Source organism: Kumtagia ephedrae (assembly GCF_003012745.1).
GTDB classification, from domain to species: domain Bacteria; phylum Pseudomonadota; class Alphaproteobacteria; order Rhizobiales; family Rhizobiaceae; genus Kumtagia; species Kumtagia ephedrae.
This window is the reverse complement of the sequence record NZ_PXYK01000002.1, coordinates 209523-227323: the sequence shown is the minus strand read 5'-3', so window position 1 is coordinate 227323 and position 17801 is coordinate 209523. Positions and strand designations below refer to the sequence as shown.

General features: G+C 67.4%; 16 protein-coding genes. 12 read left to right on the top strand and 4 right to left on the bottom strand.

The genetic code is table 11. The annotated features are described in order from the left end of the window. The first annotated feature begins 59 nt into the window (after window positions 1-59). The 9 genes from C7I84_RS02820 (at window position 60) to C7I84_RS02780 (ending at window position 10546) form a co-directional block, all read left to right on the top strand. Window positions 60-1619 carry a trimethylamine methyltransferase family protein gene (locus C7I84_RS02820; RefSeq protein WP_106770635.1) on the top strand — a complete coding sequence of 520 codons (1560 nt, stop codon included), beginning with the start codon at window positions 60-62 and terminating at the stop codon, window positions 1617-1619. A gap of 76 nt (window positions 1620-1695) precedes the next feature. After that, window positions 1696-3741, top strand: a complete 2046-nt coding sequence (locus tag C7I84_RS02815) for an NADH:flavin oxidoreductase (RefSeq protein ID WP_106770634.1) — start codon at window positions 1696-1698, stop codon at window positions 3739-3741. 58 nt (window positions 3742-3799) lie between these two features. Then, window positions 3800-5446 carry an ABC transporter substrate-binding protein gene (locus C7I84_RS02810; protein ID WP_106770633.1) on the top strand — a complete coding sequence of 549 codons (1647 nt, stop codon included), beginning with the start codon at window positions 3800-3802 and terminating at the stop codon, window positions 5444-5446. A gap of 237 nt (window positions 5447-5683) precedes the next feature. After that, window positions 5684-6070: an EthD domain-containing protein gene (locus tag C7I84_RS02805; protein ID WP_106770632.1), complete on the top strand. Its 387-nt coding sequence runs from the start codon at window positions 5684-5686 to the stop codon at window positions 6068-6070. Beyond that, window positions 6070-6867: an SDR family NAD(P)-dependent oxidoreductase gene (locus C7I84_RS02800; RefSeq protein WP_245428291.1), complete on the top strand. Its 798-nt coding sequence runs from the start codon at window positions 6070-6072 to the stop codon at window positions 6865-6867. Before C7I84_RS02805 ends, C7I84_RS02800 begins: the two co-directional genes overlap by 1 nt. A 74-nt stretch (window positions 6868-6941) precedes the next feature. After that, window positions 6942-7706: an SDR family NAD(P)-dependent oxidoreductase gene (locus C7I84_RS02795; protein WP_165815960.1), complete on the top strand. Its 765-nt coding sequence runs from the start codon at window positions 6942-6944 to the stop codon at window positions 7704-7706. A 79-nt stretch (window positions 7707-7785) separates the two neighbouring features. Beyond that, window positions 7786-8751, top strand: coding sequence for a zinc-binding dehydrogenase (locus C7I84_RS02790; RefSeq protein ID WP_106770630.1), 966 nt, complete (start codon window positions 7786-7788; stop codon window positions 8749-8751). Window positions 8752-8791: 40 nt separating this feature from the next. Then, a complete protein-coding gene (locus tag C7I84_RS02785; protein WP_106770629.1) occupies window positions 8792-9529 on the top strand; it encodes an SDR family NAD(P)-dependent oxidoreductase in 738 nt (245 codons plus the stop codon). Between the two features lie 9 nt (window positions 9530-9538). Further along, window positions 9539-10546 (top strand): zinc-dependent alcohol dehydrogenase family protein, encoded by a 1008-nt coding sequence (locus C7I84_RS02780; protein ID WP_106770628.1) that lies wholly within the window; start codon window positions 9539-9541, stop codon window positions 10544-10546. A gap of 20 nt (window positions 10547-10566) precedes the next feature. Here the strand turns inward: C7I84_RS02780 and C7I84_RS02775 are convergent, their stop codons facing one another. From C7I84_RS02775 to C7I84_RS02760, 4 genes are all read right to left on the bottom strand, one after another. Beyond that, window positions 10567-11481 carry a hydroxymethylglutaryl-CoA lyase gene (locus C7I84_RS02775; protein WP_106770627.1) on the bottom strand — a complete coding sequence of 305 codons (915 nt, stop codon included), beginning with the start codon at window positions 11479-11481 and terminating at the stop codon, window positions 10567-10569. Further along, window positions 11481-12698 (bottom strand): CaiB/BaiF CoA transferase family protein, encoded by a 1218-nt coding sequence (locus tag C7I84_RS02770; protein ID WP_106770626.1) that lies wholly within the window; start codon window positions 12696-12698, stop codon window positions 11481-11483. The genes C7I84_RS02775 and C7I84_RS02770 overlap by 1 nt, the downstream gene beginning before the upstream one ends. 151 nt (window positions 12699-12849) lie before the next feature. Then, on the bottom strand, window positions 12850-14115 hold the full coding sequence (locus C7I84_RS02765) for an MFS transporter (protein WP_165815959.1): 1266 nt from the start codon (window positions 14113-14115) through the stop codon (window positions 12850-12852). An 88-nt stretch (window positions 14116-14203) separates the two neighbouring features. After that, complete coding sequence (locus tag C7I84_RS02760) at window positions 14204-14761, bottom strand: NAD(P)H-dependent oxidoreductase (RefSeq protein WP_425351289.1); 558 nt, start codon at window positions 14759-14761, stop codon at window positions 14204-14206. A gap of 193 nt (window positions 14762-14954) precedes the next feature. Between C7I84_RS02760 and C7I84_RS02755 the strand changes: the two genes are divergently transcribed. The 3 genes from C7I84_RS02755 (at window position 14955) to C7I84_RS02745 (ending at window position 17757) form a co-directional block, all read left to right on the top strand. Continuing rightward, the gene (locus tag C7I84_RS02755) at window positions 14955-15497 is read left to right on the top strand and encodes a nuclear transport factor 2 family protein (protein ID WP_207770953.1); all 543 of its coding nucleotides are present in this window, start codon (window positions 14955-14957) and stop codon (window positions 15495-15497) included. 152 nt (window positions 15498-15649) lie between these two features. Next, complete coding sequence (locus C7I84_RS02750) at window positions 15650-16672, top strand: TRAP transporter substrate-binding protein (protein WP_106770622.1); 1023 nt, start codon at window positions 15650-15652, stop codon at window positions 16670-16672. Window positions 16673-16719: 47 nt separating this feature from the next. After that, the gene (locus C7I84_RS02745) at window positions 16720-17757 is read left to right on the top strand and encodes a TRAP transporter substrate-binding protein (protein ID WP_106770621.1); all 1038 of its coding nucleotides are present in this window, start codon (window positions 16720-16722) and stop codon (window positions 17755-17757) included. Window positions 17758-17801: the final 44 nt, after the last annotated feature.

The window sequence follows — 17801 nt, the reverse complement described above, 5'->3', positions numbered from 1 at the left end:
TATTCGCTTGAATCCGAGCTTGCGAGGCGTTCTCCTTACGGGCAAGGGAGTGCGGAACAATGACCGTAGCGGATGCCGTCCGGACCTCGGAACAGCTTGTAGCCCACCGCCGTGGCGGCGGGCGTCTCGGCCGCAAGGCCATGCGCAGCGCGCCGATCCCCTCGTTCCCGACGCTTGTGCGCAAGATACCCGTCTACGACATCGTGCCGGACGAAGCCGTCGAGCTGATCCACGAGGCGTCGCTTGCCATCCTCGAAGAGGTGGGATGCGAGTTCCGTGACGACGAGGCGATCGCCATGTGGAAGCGCGCCGGCGCCGACGTCACCGACACCCGCGTGCGCATCGACCGTGCGTTGCTCATGGAACTGGTCGCCAAGGTGCCGGCCGAATTCACGCTCAACGCCCGTAACCCCGACCGCACGGTCCAGGTCGGCGGCGACAACTCGATTTTCGTGCCGATGTACGGCGCGCCCTATGTGCGCGACCTCGACAACAACCGCCGCTACGGTACGCTCGCGGACCTCAATAACTTCCACAAGCTGGCCTACATGGCGCCGGCGCTGCATTCCTCGAGTTCGATCATCTGCGAGCCCATGGATATTCCGGTGCCGAAGCGGCACCTGCACATCATCCATTCGGCGCTGAAGCACTCCGACAAGCCGTTCATGGGCATCGTCACGTCCCGCGAGCGGGCGGAAGACACGATGGAGATGGCCGGCATCGTCTTCGGTCAGGAGTTCGTGCGCGACAATCCGGTCCTCGTCTCCATCACCAACTGCAACTCGCCCCTGGTGTGGGATGCGACGATGCTGGATGCGATGAAGGTCTATGCGCGCCACAACCAGCCGCTGATCCTGGCGCCCTTCGCCCTTTGCGGCGCCTCGACTTCGGCGTCCGCCGTCGGCGCGGTGGCCCAGGTCAACGCCGAGGCGCTGGCCGGCGTGGCGTTCACGCAACTCCTCCGGCCGGGCTCGCCGCAGATCTACGGGCAGTTCATGGTGACCGTCGACATGAAGACCGGCGCTCCTATGGGAGGCACGCCGGAGGCCGCGCAGATGATGTACCTGATGGGTGCGCTGGCGCGGAAATACCGGCTTCCCTGGCGCACGTCGGGTTTCCATGTCGGGTCGAAGCTGAACGACGCCCAGGCCGGCTACGAGGCCAACATGCTGATGCATGCGGCCATTCTGGCAGGCGCCAACTACATCTGGCATTCGGCGGGATGGCTGGAAGCCGGCCTGACCTGCGGCTATTCGAAATTCGCCACCGACTGCGAGCAGCTGGTCGGATGGTACAAATATGCGGGCGGGCTTTCCTTCGACGACTTCAAGGACGCGCTGGCGGCCATTCGGGAGGTCGGCCCGGCCGGCCATTTCCTCGGCACCCAGCACACGCTCGAGCATTTCGAGTCGGCCTTCTTCATGCCGTCCCTCATGGACTTCAATTCCTTCGAGCAGTGGAACGCCGAAGGAGCCAGGGATCATGACACGCGCGGACGCGAGAAGGCGCGTGCCATGCTTGCCGACTATGAGGAGCCGAAACTGGACGAGGGTATCGCCGAAGGGCTCGCCGACTTCATCGCGCGACGTGAGGAGCGATTGCCGGACACGGTGAACTAGAGCGGACGACGAAGGAAGGAATGGATCGGTCCCCTGAAACGCTGGAGCATGGCGCGTGAACGCGGCGCCGAGTGCGTTGGCGGCGAAGGACCCGCTGCTTCAGCCCTTCCAGCTCAGGCACCTGCGGCTCAAGAACCGGGTCATGTCGACCAGTCACGAGCCGGCCTATTCCGAGGACGGCCTGCCGAAGGAGCGCTACCGGCTCTATCATGCCGAGAAGGCGAGGGGCGGAATGGCGCTGACCATGACCGCCGGCTCGGCGATCGTGTCGCGCGACAGCCCGGCCGCCTTCGGCAACCTGCAGGCCTATCGTGACGAGATCGTGCCATGGCTCGCCGAGTTGGCCGGCGCCTGCCACGAGCACGACTGCAAGGTGATGATCCAGCTCACCCATCTCGGCCGCCGCACCGGCTGGAACAAGGCCGACTGGCTGCCGGTGCTCTCGGCCTCGCCGGTGCGCGAGCCGGCGCATCGCGCCTTCCCGAAGCAGGCCGAGGAGTGGGACATCGAGCGCATCGTCGCGGACTACGCCTCGGCCGCGCAGCGAATGAAGGAGGCCGGTCTCGACGGCATCGAGTTCGAGTCCTACGGCCATCTGATGGACGGGTTCTGGTCGCCCGCCACCAATCGTCGCGACGACGATTTCGGCGGCTCGCTCGACAACCGGCTGCGCTTCACCAACCTCGTGCTCGACGCCGTGCGCAAGGCGGTCGGGCCGGATTTCATCGTCGGCATCCGCATGGTCGCCGACGAGGATTTTTCCGCCGGCCTGTCGAAGGAGGAGGGCGTCGAGATCGCCCGCCGCCTGGCCTCGTCGGGCAAGGTCGATTTCCTCAACGTCATCCGCGGCACCATCGAGACCGATGCGGCGCTCACCAAGGTGATCCCGATCACCGGCATGCGCTCGGCGCCGCATCTCGACTTCGCCGGCGAGGTGAGGGCGGCGACGAAGTTCCCGGTGTTCCATGCCGCCCGTATCCAGGACGTGGCGACGGCCCGCCACGCCATCGCCAGCGGAAAGCTCGACATGGTCGGCATGACGCGCGCCCACATCGCCGATCCGCACATCCTGCGCAAGGTGATGGAAGGGCGCGAGCACGAGATAAGGCCCTGCGTCGGCGCCACCTACTGCCTCGACCGCATCTACGAGGGCGGCGAGGCGTTGTGCATCCACAATGCCGCCACCGGCCGCGAGGCGACGATCCCGCATGTGATCGGCAGGGCGGCCGACGCGCCGCGGAAGGTGGTGGTGGTCGGCGCCGGTCCGGCCGGGCTTGAGGCGGCGCGTGTCGCCGCCGCGAGGGGCCACGCCGTCACCGTGCTGGAGGCGGCCGAGAAGGCCGGCGGCCAGGTGCGGCTCGCCGCCCACAATCCGCGCCGCAGGGAGCTGATCGGTATCGTCGACTGGCGGCTTTCCGAGCTGGAACGGCTGGGCGCCGAGGTCCGATACAATATCTGGGCGGAAGCCGACGACGTGCTGGGCCTGGAGCCCGATGTGGTGGTCGTTGCCACCGGCGGGCTGCCGCAAAATCCGCCGCTGGAGGCGGGCGACGATCTCGTGATCTCCAGTTGGGACATCGTGTCCGGTGCCGTGAAGCCGGCGGACAACGTGCTGCTCTACGACGACAATGGCGGCCATCAGGGCATGACGGCGGCGGAGATCGTCGCCAATGCCGGTTCGCGTCTCGAGCTCGTCTCGCCGGAACGCTTCTTCGCGCCCGAGATGGGCGGCATGAACCATGTGCCCTATGTCAGGGCCTTCCACGAAAAGGGCGTGCGCGTCACCATCAACACCAGGCTGAGATCGGTGCGGCGCGAAGGCAACCAGCTCGTGGCGGTGTTGTGTTCCGATTTTGCCGACGGCTGGTGCGAGGAGCGGCGTGTCGACCAGGTGGTGGTCGAGCATGGCACGCAGGCCAATGACGATCTCTACCATGCGCTGAAGCCGCTCTCGAAAAACCGCGGCGCCGTCGACTACGAGCGCCTGGTGACGGGCGGCGACATCTTTCCGCCGCGCAACAGGGATGGCGGCTTCGTTCTGTTCCGCATCGGCGATGCGGTCGCCTCGCGCAACATCCACGCCGCTGTCTATGACGGCATCCGTTTCACGCTGAGAGTGTAGGGAACCACTCTCGAAAAAAGAGCAGACAAGAGCAACGTAACGATAATAGGAGGAGTAGATGCTTTTCTTCAAAAGCAACGGCGACCGGGTTTCGCCGGCGATCGAAAAGATGGCCGCGGATGTCCGGGCCGGCGGCATGGACCGGCGCGAATTCCTCGCTTTGGCGAGCGCGATGGGTGCATCGACGGCGCTGGCCTACGGCATGATCGGACTTGCGGCCCCCTCCAGGGCGCTCGCGCAGGAAGGCACGAAGGGCGGCAGGCTGCGCGTCGCCATGGCCGTCAAGGGTCAGAAGGACCCGCGAACCTACGACTGGGTCGAACTGGCCAACATATCGCGTACATGGCTGGAGCCGCTCGTCCGCTACACCCGCGAGTTCACCTTCGAGCCGGTCCTGCTCGAAAGCTGGGAAGTCAACGACGACGCGACGGAATACGTCCTGCATGTCCGCAAGGACGTCACATGGACCAACGGCGATGCCTTCAATGCCGACGACGTCATCTTCAATCTCGCCCGCTGGTGCGAGAAGGGCGTCTCCGGCAACTCCATGGCCGCGCGCGTCGGCGCGCTGATCGACGAGGCCACCGGCAAGGCGAAGGACGGCGCGATCACGAAGGTCGACGATCACACGGTCAAGCTGACGCTGAACGCGCCGGATATCTCGCTCATCCCGAACTTCACGGACTATCCGGCCCTGGTGGTGCATCGCAGCTTCGCGGGCGACGACCCTGTCGGCAAGCCGATCGGCACGGGAGCGTTCGAGCTGGTGTCCTACGACACCGGTTCGAAGGCCGTCGTCAAGCGCCGCGAGAACGGCAAGTGGTGGGGCGGCGAGGCGCTGCTCGATTCCGTCGAGTTCATCGACTACGGTACGGACTTTTCGGCGACGGTCAACGCCTTCGAGTCCGGCGAGATCGACATCAACTTCGAAACGCCGGCGGACTTCATCGACATCCTCGACAATATCGGGCTGGCCAAGTCCGAGGTCGCCACGGCAACCACTCTGGTGGCGCGCACGAATGTCACGCACACGCCCTATGACGACAAGCGGGTCCGCAACGCGCTGCAGATGGCCGTCGACAACGCCGTCGTTCTGCAACTCGGCTACAACGGTCGCGGCGATGTCGGTGAGAACCATCACGTCAGCCCGATCCACCCCGAATATTATCCTCTGCCCAAGAAGACACGCGACGCGGCGGGCGCCAGGAAGCTCATGGAGGAGGCCGGACAGGCCGATTTCGAGCACGAGCTCATCACCATCGAGGACGACTGGCAGAAGAACACCGGCGACGCCATCGCCGCGCAGCTCCGCGACGCCGGCATCAAGGTGAAGCGCACCGTGCTGCCGGGCTCGACCTTTTGGAACGACTGGACGAAGTACCCGTACTCGATGACGATCTGGTACATGCGCCCGCTCGGCGTGCAGATCTTGGCGCTCGGCTACCGCACCGGCGAGGCATGGAACGAGAGCGCCTATTCCGACGCGACCTTCGATGCCAAGCTGAAGGAGGCGCTTTCCATCAGCGATCCGGAGAAGCGGCGGGAAGTCATGAAGGATCTGGAGACCATCCTGCAGGACTCCGGGGTGATCATCCAGCCATACTGGCAGAAGCTCTTCAGCCACATGAATCCGAAGGTCAAGAACTACGGCGTTCACCAGACCTTCCAGATCGATCTGCAGAAGGTCTGGCTCGAACAGGCCTGACCGGCCGTCGCGACTCCTCCAATCCTGACCGGCGCTCCTGCGGGGAGTGCCGGCCGCGGTTCGTATAGACAGACGACGCGACCTGCCTCGCTTCTGCGACAGATACCTACGCTCCGCGAATTCCGCCTGCACGTCCCTCGCGGCAGGGATAGAGCCCGTGGCAGTGCTGCGTCACCGTGCCCGCATTCGATCGCCGCGACCGCGCTCCGGTCCGCCGCCGTATGCTGGGGAAGAAAGATGCTGATCACGCTCGGCTTCTACAAACGCAAGCCTGGCCTCTCGCGCGAGGAGTTCTCACGCCACTGGCGCGAGGTGCACGGCCCGCTGATTGCCAACGACCCGATCCTGTCCAAATACATCAAGCGCTACGTCCAGCATCATATGGTGCCGAGCAGCGGCTGGCCGAATGTCGGCCCGCTCGACTATGACGGCTTTTCGGAATCCTGGTTCGAGAGCCTCGAGGCGCGCAAGGAGATGCATGCGCTGCCCTATTTCCAGAACGAGATGATCGAGGATGAGCGCAAGTTCCTCGACATGGAGGCCACCCGCATCCTGATGTTCGACCAGCAGGTCGTGCAGATAGGCAAGGACTATTCGGCCGAGTGGACGGCGGGCAGGGTCTGATGCAGGGTCTGAGCGGCCGCGCGGCCATCGTCACCGGCGCCGGCCAGGGCATCGGCCGCGCCATCGCCGAAAGGCTGCACCGCGAGGGCGCGCTGGTGCTCGCCGTCGACAGGAACGCCGACACGCTGGCGACCTTGTCCGGCGAGCGGATCGCCACGCTGGTCGCCGACGCCACGGCCGACGACGCGCCGGCGGCGATCATCGGCCGTTGCAAGCAGGAGTTCGGCTCAGTCGCCGTGCTCGTCAACAATGTCGGCGTCGGCAACGCGCCGCCGGCGCATGAGACCACGGACGAGATCTACGACTTCCAGCTCAACGTGAACCTGCGCACGACCTTCCGGCTGTCGCGCGACGTCCTGCCCGAGCTGCGCCTGACCAAGGGGACCATCGTCAACATCGCCTCCTCGATCGGCCTGTCCGGCTACCGCCGCTGGGCCGCCTATTCGGCAGCCAAGGCCGGCGTGATCGGCCTTACCCGCCACATGGCGGCGGAATACGGACCGCAAGGCATCCGCGTCAACGCCGTGGCGCCGGGCATCATCGCAACGCCGCAGACCGAGGGGCGGCTCGCCACCGCCCGGTTCCAGGCGACGATCGTCGGCACCATGCCGCTCGGCCATGTCGGCCGGCCCGAGGACGTCGCCGCCGCGGTCGCCTTCCTTGCCAGTGACGAAGCGGTATTCGTCACCGGCCAGGTGCTTGCAGTCGACGGCGGCCAGACCTCGTCCGTCTTCATCGCCGAGCATTTGGTCGAGGCTTGGGAACGGACCATCGAGCCGCAGGACAGCGCCGCCTGAGCCTGAGCCGTGAAGGTGATGCCGGCAGGTGCCGGCACGGGATATTTGGCAATTGCTGCATGGAGTTTGCATCGATGAGGATCGCACTGGTCACCGGCGGCACGGGCGGGCTCGGCCTAGCGACGGCGAAGAAATTCGCGGAGGATGGCATGACGCTGATCGTCGCCGACCTGGACGGCGAGGCGTCGCGCAAGGCCGCTGCCGGGCTGCCGGGCTCCGGACATGTCGGCGTCGCGCTCGATGTCAGCGATGAGCAGGCCGTCATCGCGGCGTTCGACAAGGTTGAGGCCGAGCTCGGCCCGATCGCCGTGCTGGCGCATTTCGCCGGCGTGCTCGGCGCCGGCGGCACCGCCACCGGGATAGGCCTTGCCGAATCGACGGTGGACGACTGGGACTGGGTGAACCGGATCAATGGCCGCGGCACGTTCCTGTGCATGCGCGAGATGGCGCGGCGGCGCCGTGCCCGGCCGGTCGAGCATGGCCGCATCATCACGGTCTCCTCGGCCGCCGGACAGATGGGCGGCCTGCAATCCGGCGTTGCCTATTCGGCGTCCAAGGCGGCCGTGCTCGGGCTGACCAAGTCGGCGGCGCGCGACCTCGGGCCGATCGGCGTCACCGTCAACGCGATCGCGCCGGGTCCGATCGAGACGCCGATGCTGGCTCAGGCGACCGGCAGGCCGGCCGACGGCCAGAAATACAACAAGCTCGACGCACTGCCGCTCGGCCGCATCGGTCTGCCGGAGGAAATTGCGGCAGCCGCGTCCTATCTGGCCTCGGCCGGCGCCGCCTTCGTCACCGGCACCACCATCGATGTCAATGGCGGCCTGCACATGCATTGACCGCCTGCAGCCAATCCGACCAAGGATTCCAAGATACCATTCTGATCGCATTTCGAGGAGCCGGACGATGAGTGCAACCATGCAGGCCGGGGTCGCCACGGAGGCGGGGCTGGCCATCCGGGAGGTGCCGAGGCCGGCTCCCGGCGACGAGCAGGTGCTGGTCAAGGTCGCCGCCGCAGGCATGAACCGCGCCGACCTCAATGCAGCCAAGGGGGCAGGCGTCGCGACCAAGGAGGCGCTGGGAAAACCGATCGGCATGGAATGGGCCGGCGAGATCGTCGAACTCGGCAAGGCCGTGAAGGGCCTGCAAGTCGGCGATCGCGTGATGTGCTCGGGCGGCGGCGGTTATGCCGACTACGCCGTCGCCGACATGGGCCGCACCATCCGGCTGGAGGAGCTCGGCTTCGAGCAGGCGGCGGTGCTGCCGCTCGCTTTGATGACGGCGCATGACGCGGTGGTCACCCAGGGGCGCCTTGCCGAGGGCGACGCTGTGCTCGTCCATGGCGCGAGCTCGGCGGTCGGCCTGATGGCCATGCAGATCGCGCGGCTGCGCGGCGCCTCCGTCATTGCCGCCACATCGGGCGATGCCGCCAAGCGCGAGAGGCTGAAGCCGTTCGGCGCGACCCTGACGCTCGATCCAGCTGATCCGGCCTGGCCGGAGCTTCTGCTCGCCGCGACGGGCGGCAAGGGTGCGAACGTCGCGATCGACATGGTTTCCGGGCCCAGCATCGATTCGGTGATGAAGGCCGCTGCCGTGCTCGGCCGCATCGTCAATGTCGGGCGGCTCGGCGGGGCAAGAGCCGAGTTCGATTTCGACCTGCACGCGGCGAAACGGCTCGCCTATGTTGGCGTCACCTTCCGCACGCGCGCGCTCGCAGAGGTCCGCGCCATCGTCGAGCGCATGAAGGCTGATCTCTGGGAGGCCGTATCGGCCGGCAATCTGTCTTTGCCGATCGACCGCAGCTTCCCCCTCGCCGAGGCCGTCGCTGCGCATGAGCACATGCGCGCCAACCGGCATTTCGGCAAGATCGTGCTGCGTCCCTGACGCGGCCGGCACAGCCGATCAACACGAACGGAGACTGCGCATGCGTTTGGCCGGCAAGGTTGCGATTATCACGGGGGCGGCCTCGGGGCTGGGGGCGGCAACCGCAAAACGGTTCATCGAGGAGGGCGCGAAGGTGTGCGTCGCCGATCGCCTGGAGGAGGAGGGCAGGGCGATCGCGCGTTCGCTCGGCGACGCCGCCATCTTCCGGACGCTGGACGTCACCGATGGGCGCCAGTGGGCTGAGGTCGTCCAGGCGGTCGTCACCGCCTTCGGTCGCCTCGACATCCTCGTCAACAATGCCGGCATCGGCCCCGGAACCACCGAGATCTTCGACGACACCGCCTGGGAGCGGCAGGCCGACATCAACGGCAAGGGGCCGTTCCTCGGCATCAAGTCCGCCGTGCCGCACATGCGCGGGACGGGCGGCGGCGCGATCGTCAACATCTCCTCCATCTCCGCCAAGGTCGGCATGGGACTGCATCTCGGCTACGGCGCCTCGAAAGGCGCGGTGCTCGGCATGTCGAAGACGGCGGCGGTGATGTTCGCCCGCGACGACATCCGCGTGAACGTGGTGATGCCGGGCGTCATGCCGCCGATGCGCAACTCGACGGCCAAGGCCGATCCGGCGACGCGCCAGCGCATGCTCGACGGCATCCCGATGGGGCGCACCGGCGAGGTCGAGGACATCGCCAACGCGGTGCTCTTCCTCGCCTCCGACGAGGCCAGATACATCACCGGCGTCGAGATCGCGGTCGACGGCGGCTACCTGGCGCGATAGGCGGCCGCGATGAGAGCATATCATCTGACAGGATCAGCCGGCCGCAAGGACTTGAAACCCGTCGATCTGCCCGAGCCGGTGCCGGGGCGTGGGGAGGTGCTGGTACGCGTGCGGGCGGCATCGCTCAATTATCGCGACCTGCTGGTTGCGGACGGCCACTACGGATCAGGGATTCCGGATACGTTGATCCCGCTTTCGGACGGCGCCGGCGAGGTTATGGCGCTGGGTGAAGGCGTCGGCGGCCTCGCGGTGGGCGACCGCGTCGCCGGCGCCTTCTATCCCGACTGGATTTCCGGCCCGATCACCGCTGCGGCGCGCAGGCGCGGGCTCGGCGGCTCGATCGACGGCGTGCTCGCCGAGTACGTCGTGCTGCCGGCGCATGCGGCTATTCCGGTTCCGGAGCACCTGTCGTTCGAGGAGGCGGCGACGCTGCCCTGCGCGGCGCTGACCGCCTGGAACGCGCTGACCGAAGTCGCGCGCCTGCGGCCCGGCGAGACGGTGGTGCTGCAGGGCAGCGGGGGCGTCTCGGTGATGGCGCTGCAATTCGCCAAGCTCATGGGCGCGCGGGTGATCCACACCTCCGGCAGCGCCGAAAAGCGTGAGCGGCTCGCAGCGCTGGGCGCCGACCATGTGCTCGATCACACGGCCGAGCCCGGCTGGGATCGTGCCGTCCTCGATCTGACGGACGGCGTGGGCGCCGACCTTGTGATCGAGGTCGGTGGCCCCGGCACGCTGGAGAAATCGTTCCGCGCGGTGCGCGTCGGCGGCGCGATCGTGTCGATCGGCTTCGTCGCCGGCGGCTCGGCGATCGACCCTAGGGCGATCATCAGCCGCTGCATCCGCCTGACCGGCATCACCGTCGGCAGTTGCGACATGTTCCGGGCCATGAACCGGGCGATCGGCCAGAACGGCATGCGACCCGTGGTCGACCGGGTCTATGCCTTTGAGGAGGCGGCCGAAGCCTATGAACGCCTGCGCTCCGGCGGGCATTTCGGCAAGCTTGTCGTCGCCATCTGAAGGCCGGTCTGGCCTCGGCTCTATCGCGCCGAAGCCGTCAGCGCGTGGCGGACGCGCCCGCCCGGCAGCCCGCCGGGTATGGCCGCGCCGTCGCAGGCGACCGGCACCAGCGCGTCGAGATCGACGCCCGTCGCCACTCCCATGCGCCGGAACATCCAGGCAAGATCCTCCGTCGCGACATTGCCGGTCGCCCCCGGCGCGAAGGGGCAGCCGCCGAGCCCGCCGAAGGATGCGTCGAAAACGCGAATACCCTGTTTCCAGGCGGCATAGACATTCGCCAGGCCGAGCCCGTAGGTATCGTGCGCATGCAGCGCCCAGCGCCGCGCCTGCGGGAACCGTGCGTGACACGCTGCGACCAGGCGCTCGACATGGTCGGGCGAGGCGCGCCCGGTCGTGTCGCACAGGCAGATCTCCGCATCGGGCAGGATCGGCACCAGTTCCTCCAGCAGTGCCAGCACGTCGGCTTCTGCGACGCGGCCGTCGAACGGGCAGTCGAAGGAGGTCGCCAGGTTCAGCCGCACGTCGATGCCGTCCGGCAGGGCGGCGATCAGGCGGCGGTATTCCTCCACCGATTCCAGCAGATGCCGGCGCACGTTGCTGCGGTTGTGCGCCTCCGAAACCGACAGCACGAAGGCCAGGAAGGTCGATCCCGCGGCGAGCGCGGCCCGGCCGTATTTCTCGTTGGGCACCAGCACCTGCGGCCGGATGCCGGCGATCCCGGCGCAGGCGCCAAGAACCTCGGCGGTGTCGCTCAGCTGCGGCAAGGCCGTGGCGCTGACGAAGGAGCCGATCTCGATCCGCCAAAGGCCCGTCGCCGCCAGGCGTTCGAGGAAGGCGATCTTGGTCGCGGTCGGAATGAACGGCCCGATCCCCTGATAGCCGTCGCGCGGCCCCACCTCGACGATCTCGACAGACTGCCCGGCTGCTTCAGCCATCAGATCACGCCCTCCCTGCGCAGCACCGAGATCTGCTCGGCCGGCAGGATTTCGCCGAGCACCGCGTCGGTATGCTCGCCGATCGCCGGTCCGGGCCAGCGGATCGCGCCGGGGTCGTCGGGGATGTGCGGCACCACCCCGCCATGCAGGACTTGTCCGAACAGCCTGTCTTCCACCGTCCGCACCATGCCGCGGTGAAGGAACTGCGGGTCAGCGGCGCATTCGGCCGCCGTATAGACCTGCGTGCAGGGGATGTCGGCCTCGTTCAGCCGGCGCTCGATGTCGGCAACAGGCAGTTGCCGGGTCCAGGTCGCAATGATCGAGTCGAGTTCCTGGACGTTCTGCACCCGCGAGCGGTTGTCGGCAAACTTCGGGTCGCCGGGCAGATCCGCCCGGCCGATCAGGGTGCTGAGCCTGGAAAACAGCGGCGCCGAGTTGGCGGCGATCAGGATCCACCGGCCGTCGACGCTCGGATAGGCGCTGGAGGGCGCTGCCGTCGGGATGCGCGAGCCGGTCGGCTGCCGTATTTTTCCCAGTGCGCCATATTCGGGCAGCATGCCTTCCATCATGCTCAGCACCGCTTCCGTCAGTGCCACGTCGGCCGTGCGGCCCTTGCGGTCGCCGCCGACCCGGTCGCGCTGCCACACCGCCGAGACGATGCCGAAGGCGGCGTAGAGCCCGGCGAGCGAATCGCCGATGCTGACCCCGACCCGCACCGGCGGCAGGTCGGAGGTGCCCGGCGCATGGTCGCTGAGATGGCGCAGGCCGCCGATCGCCTCGCCGATGACGCCGAAGGCGGCGCGGTCTCGGTAAGGTCCGTCCTGGCCATAGCCGGAGATGTGCGCGATCACCAGGTCGGGGCGGGCGCGGCGCAGCACGTCGTCGCCGAGCCCGAGCCGGGCGAGTTGTCCCGGGCGGAAATTCTCCACCACCACGTCGGCCGTCTCGGCCAGCTTGAGCACGATGTCGGCGGCGCGCGGCTGCTTGAGGTTGAGCGTGACCGAGCGCTTGTTGCGGCCGTGCATGGACCACCACAGCGAGTTGCCGTCGATCTGTTCTCCCCACTGCCGCACCGGGTCGCCCTCCGGCGGCTCGATCTTGATGACGTCGGCGCCGAGATCGCCCAGGATGCGCGTGCAGAAGGGCGCGGCGACGAAATGGCCGATCTCGACGACGCGCAGGCCGGTCAGCGGTCCGTGCCGGGCAGGTTCGGTCATGGCGGTCCTCGGAAGACGATGCTGCTTCGTCGCGGCGGCTCCCGTCAGGGCCGCAGCCGCTTCACAGCGAGCCAGGTTTGCACTGCAAAAAACCTATCGGCCCGCGGCTCGGCGCTATGTCCTCCCTGCCGGGGACAGTGCCGGCGGGCAGTCACGCGGCAGCCGAGCCGGCGAGCGCCGCGCGCTCTTCGGCACGGCTGAACGACCGGTTGCGCACCGCCAGATAGACCGCCAGCACGCTGAAGCCGATGCTGAGGATGACGATCGCCGGCAGCAGCCCGAGCCGGTCGGCGATCACGCCGGTGACGACGATCGGCACGGCGGCGCCGAAATAGCCGCTGATGTAGAGGCCCGACAGCACCGAGGCGCGGATCTCGGACGGCGTGATGCGGTTGACCAGCTCCGAGCAGCCCATCCAGGAGAGTCCCTGCGCCGCGCCGGCCATGACGGCGCCGGCGATGAGGCCGGCGGCCGACTTCCACATCAGGGTCGCGACGATGAGCAGGAGGCTGGGCGGCACCAGCACCATGCCGATCATGATCGCCCGCCGGTAGGGCATGCCCTTGGTGAAGAGCTGGACGACGCCCGCCGTGGTGAGGAAGGCCACGACGGTGAGGCCGCCGAGCAGCTTGTTGGTGGCGCCGAGCACGTCGAACACCAGTGCCGGGCCGAGCGCCAGCCACAGGCCGGTATTGGCCCAGCTCAGCGCGCCGGTGACCGATGCGAAGACGAAGCCGGACCGGATTTCGGCGGGGACGCGAAGGCCCTGCGGCGCGAAGGAGGTCTGCCGAAAACCGCGGCGGCTGCCGGGCAGGATGGTCTCACGATAGGCGAGGAACAGGCCAAGCGCCGCCGCCAACCCGCATAGCTGCAGCAGGAAGGGCAGCATCACCACCGTGTCGTGGCTGCTGCCGAAATGCACGACCAGCGTCGCCACCAGCAGGCCGACCGCCGGGGAGGCGAGCGTCGCGATGGCGCCGATGCGCGAGGCCTCGGAGCGGTCGCCGCGCGGATGCAGTTCGACGATCGCCGCGACGGCCGGTCCGCTCATCAGGCCGATGGCGATGCCGTTGAGCAGGCGCGCGGCGACCAGATAGGCCATGCCGGTCGCCGCCAGATAGGTCAGGCTTGAAAGGGCGGTCACCAGGATGCCGGCCAGGATCAGCGGCTTGCGGCCGAGCTGGTCGCCGAGGCGGCCGCCGAACAGAAGGCCGGCGGTGACGCCGAGCGGGTAGCAGGCGAATATCAGCGTGATCGCCGACGTGCTCAGCCCGAACTCGACCTGCCACAGCGGATAGAGCGGGGTGGCGAGGTGGCTGCCGAGAAGCGTCAGGAAGAGCACCAGCGCCGACGCCGCATATTGCGCCTGCGCCGACAGGCGTGCCGATGCGTCGGCATCCGGACCGTTGGTCAGCATCGCGCGCCTCCCTTTGATGCGGGGCCAGACTAGGCGGTCCCCGTCGAGCATCTGTCCTGCGGGACAGGGACGCTAGGCTGCCGGCGTTTCAGCCGCGGCCCTGGATGCGCTCGCGCGCCGCCGCCAGCGCCTCGGCAAAGCGGGCGATGCGGCGGCCGAGATAGCGGCCGGCTTCCGCCGCTTCGGCCGGCAGCCCGTCCTTCGACGCGGTGAAGCTCACGCCGTAGGGATTGCCGCCCGCCGGCTTGAGCGAAGGGTCGGTGTAGCCCGTCGGCACGATGACCGAACCCCAGTGATAGAACACGGTGGCGAGCGTCAGCAGCGTCGCCTCCTGTCCGCCATGCGGATTGCCGGCGCCGCAGAACATGCTCACCGGTTTGTCCTGCAGCTTGCCCTGCGCCCACAGCCCGCCGGTCTGGTCGAGGAACTGCTTGAGCTGCGCCGAAGGCAGGCCGAAGCGGGTCGGCGTGCCGAAGACGAAGCCGTCGGCCCATTCGAGGTCGGCAAGAGCCGCTTCCTCCACATGGCTGGTCGCCTCCAGGTTCTCGCGCCAGCCGGGGCGGCTGTCTATCGCCGCGTCGGGGGCGAGTTCCCGCACCTTGCGCAGGCGCGTCTCCGCCCCTTCGGCGCGCGCGCCCTCTTCGATGGCTTTGCCCAGCGCGTAGTGGTGGCCGGTGCTGCTGTAATAGACGATCGCGATTTTTGCCAAGCGGCATACCTCCATGTTCGCGGACAAACGTAGCAACGGTGCCCGTCGCCTATGCACCTTCGGGCGGGGACAGACGTTCGGGCCGGCTGGCGTCCTGATCGGCAACCTCAGGAAGGCCGGGATGTGTCGAATGGAACAGCGTCTGCAATCCGAAGTCGAGAAGCTGCTGATCAAGGAGCGGTTGCACGAGTTGGAGATGGCCTATTGCCGTGGCATCGACCGCCGCGACCCCGAGCTGATCCGCTCGATCTTCTTTGCGGACGCCATCGAGGACCACGGCGATGCCTGGCAGGGAACCGGCTACGAATGGGTCGACTACATCTTCTCCGGCTATCTCGCGCAGTTCGAGGTGACGGCGCATTACGTGCTCAACGAGTGGTACAAGGTGGAGGGCGACAAGGCGGAGGGCGAGACGCACCGCATCTCCTATCATCGCCGCCCCAATGGCGAGGAGGTCACCGCCGGCTCGCGCACCTTCAACCGCTACGAGTGCCGCGACGGCGTCTGGCGCATCGCCTATCGCGGCGTCACCCGCGACTGGCTGAGGGAGAGCCGCGCCGCGCCGCCGGATCCCTCGCAGCCCAGGCACATGATCCTGCGTCCGAGCCTGCCCGGCCCCGACGACGTCTCCTACCGCGAGCTGCCGATGTTCGGGCGCGGGCCGATCTGGTGAGACCCATCTGTCACCCGGTGGGGGACAGACAAATTTGTCGCCGCCGCCATTCTCGCCGCCACTGAAGTTCAGGAGTCCCATCGGGACTGCGGCCGCCTCGGCGGGCATGCCGGGCTAGCCCACGCCTGTAGGCCGGCAGGGAGGGAGACGCGATGATAGGGAAACTGCTCTCGCTGGCTTGCGCATGCGCCATGCTGCTGTGCGCCGGCTCGGCCTTCGCCGACACGGTGACGATCCGCTACTCCTCCTGGCTGCCGACCAGCCACTGGTACGTCGCCAGCAACATCGTGCCCTATCTCGAGGAGATCGAGACCGTCACCGAGGGCAGGGTGAAGGTCGACATCCTGCCCAAGACGGTCGGCACGCCGCAAAGCCAGTTCGACGTCGTCCATGACGGGCTGGCGGACATGAGCTGGATCGTCGTCGGCTACACGCCCGGCCGTTTCACGCTTGCGGAGATGGGCGAGCTGCCGCTCACCGGCGACACGACCTCGACCGGCCCGGCCTTCCATCGCCTTTACATGCAGCATTTCGCCGGCGCCGGGGAGTTCGACGGCGTGGCCCTCCTGGCTGTCTATACCGGCAGCGCCGGCCATGTCGCGACCCGCGGCAAGAAGGTCCAGGCTGTCGCCGACTTCAAGGGCCTGAAGCTCAGGAGTGCGTCCAACGCCGCCACCGAGGCGCTCAACCTGCTCGGCGCCGTGCCCATCCTCAAATCGGCGGCGGAGACCTTCGAGCTGCTGTCGACGGGTGCCATCGACGGCAGCCTGATGATCCCCGAGACCGTGGTCTCGGCCAATGGGATAGATTTCCTCGACAGCTTCACCGTCGTGCCGGACGGCCTCTTCAACACGGTCCACGCGACCATCGTCAACCAGGACAAATGGAACGAGATCGCGCCGGAGGACCAGAAGGCGATCCTGGCGATCTCGGGTGAGAGCCTCGCCAGGACCGTGGGCGAATCCTATGCGCGCGAGAACGCCGAGGCCTTCGAGGCGATGAAGGCGAAGGGCTATGCGATCGACACGCTGAGCCCGGAGGAGGGCGCCAGGCTGAAGACCGTGCTTGCGCCGGTGGAGCAGAAATGGATCGACGCCGCCAGGCAGAAAGGCATCGCCGACCCCGCCGCCGTGCTCGCCGAGCTTCGCGCCGCATCGGCAAAGGCGGGCGACTGACCGACCAGGCCTGCGATGAACCGCTTCCCCAACCACCGGAGTGACAGATGTTCCTGAAGAGACTTGCCGGCTTCGCCATGGTAGCGGCAATCGCATTTTGCGCGGGCGCGGCTGCCGCCCAGGAGGTTACGCTTCGCTATTCCTCCTGGCTTCCGGTCGGCCACTGGCTGGTGCAGGAACAGTTCGTCCCTTGGTTCGCCGACATCGAGAAGGTCACGGAGGGCCGCGTCAAGGTCGAGGTGCTGCCGAAGACGGTCGGCACCGCGCTCAGCCAATACGACGTGGTGCGCGACGGTCTCGCCGACATGTCCTTCATCATCCCCGCCTATACGCCCGGGCGCTTCCCGCTGATGGAGATGGGCGAGCTGCCGCTGCTCGGCGACGACGCGTCGAAAATGTCGCTCGTCTTCGAACGCATCTACCGCAAGCATTTTCTGGCGCTCAACGAGTTCGACGGCGTCTTCCCGATCACAATGTGGAACATCACCGCGGTGCAGCCCTTCAACAACCGGCGGCCGGTCACGAAGATCGACGACCTCAAGGGCCTCAAGCTGCGCAGCCCCAACGGCATCATCACCGCCATACTCACGACCGTCGGCGGCGTGCCCATCCTGAAGTCGTCGATGGAAGCCTTCGAGATGCTGTCGACCGGCGCCATCGACGGCCAGGTCACCCAGGCCGACACGGTGGTCGTGAACAATGCAACCGGCCTGATGAGATACGCCACCGTGGTGCCCGGCGGCATGGCCAATTCCGCGCACATCATGGCGATCAATCCCGACAAATGGGCCGAGATTTCCGAGCAGGACCAGAAGGCGATCCTCGCCATCACCGTCGAGAAGCTCGGCCATTCCGTCGGCTCGGCGTTCCATCGCCGCGAGGTCGACGGCATGAAGGTGCTCGCCGACAACAACTACGAGATCGTGACCGCCGACAAGGCCTTCGTAGACGGCCTGAAGGAGGTCGTCAGGCCGATCGAGGAGGACTGGATCAAGCGCGCCAAGGCCAAGGGCGTCGCCGATCCGGCAGCGGTGCTCGCCGAGTTCCGTGCCGAGATCGCCAAGGCCGAGCAGGCCGGCAATTAGCGCCGGCAGACCTTTGCCCGGTAGGCTATGCTGCCGGCCGGGCG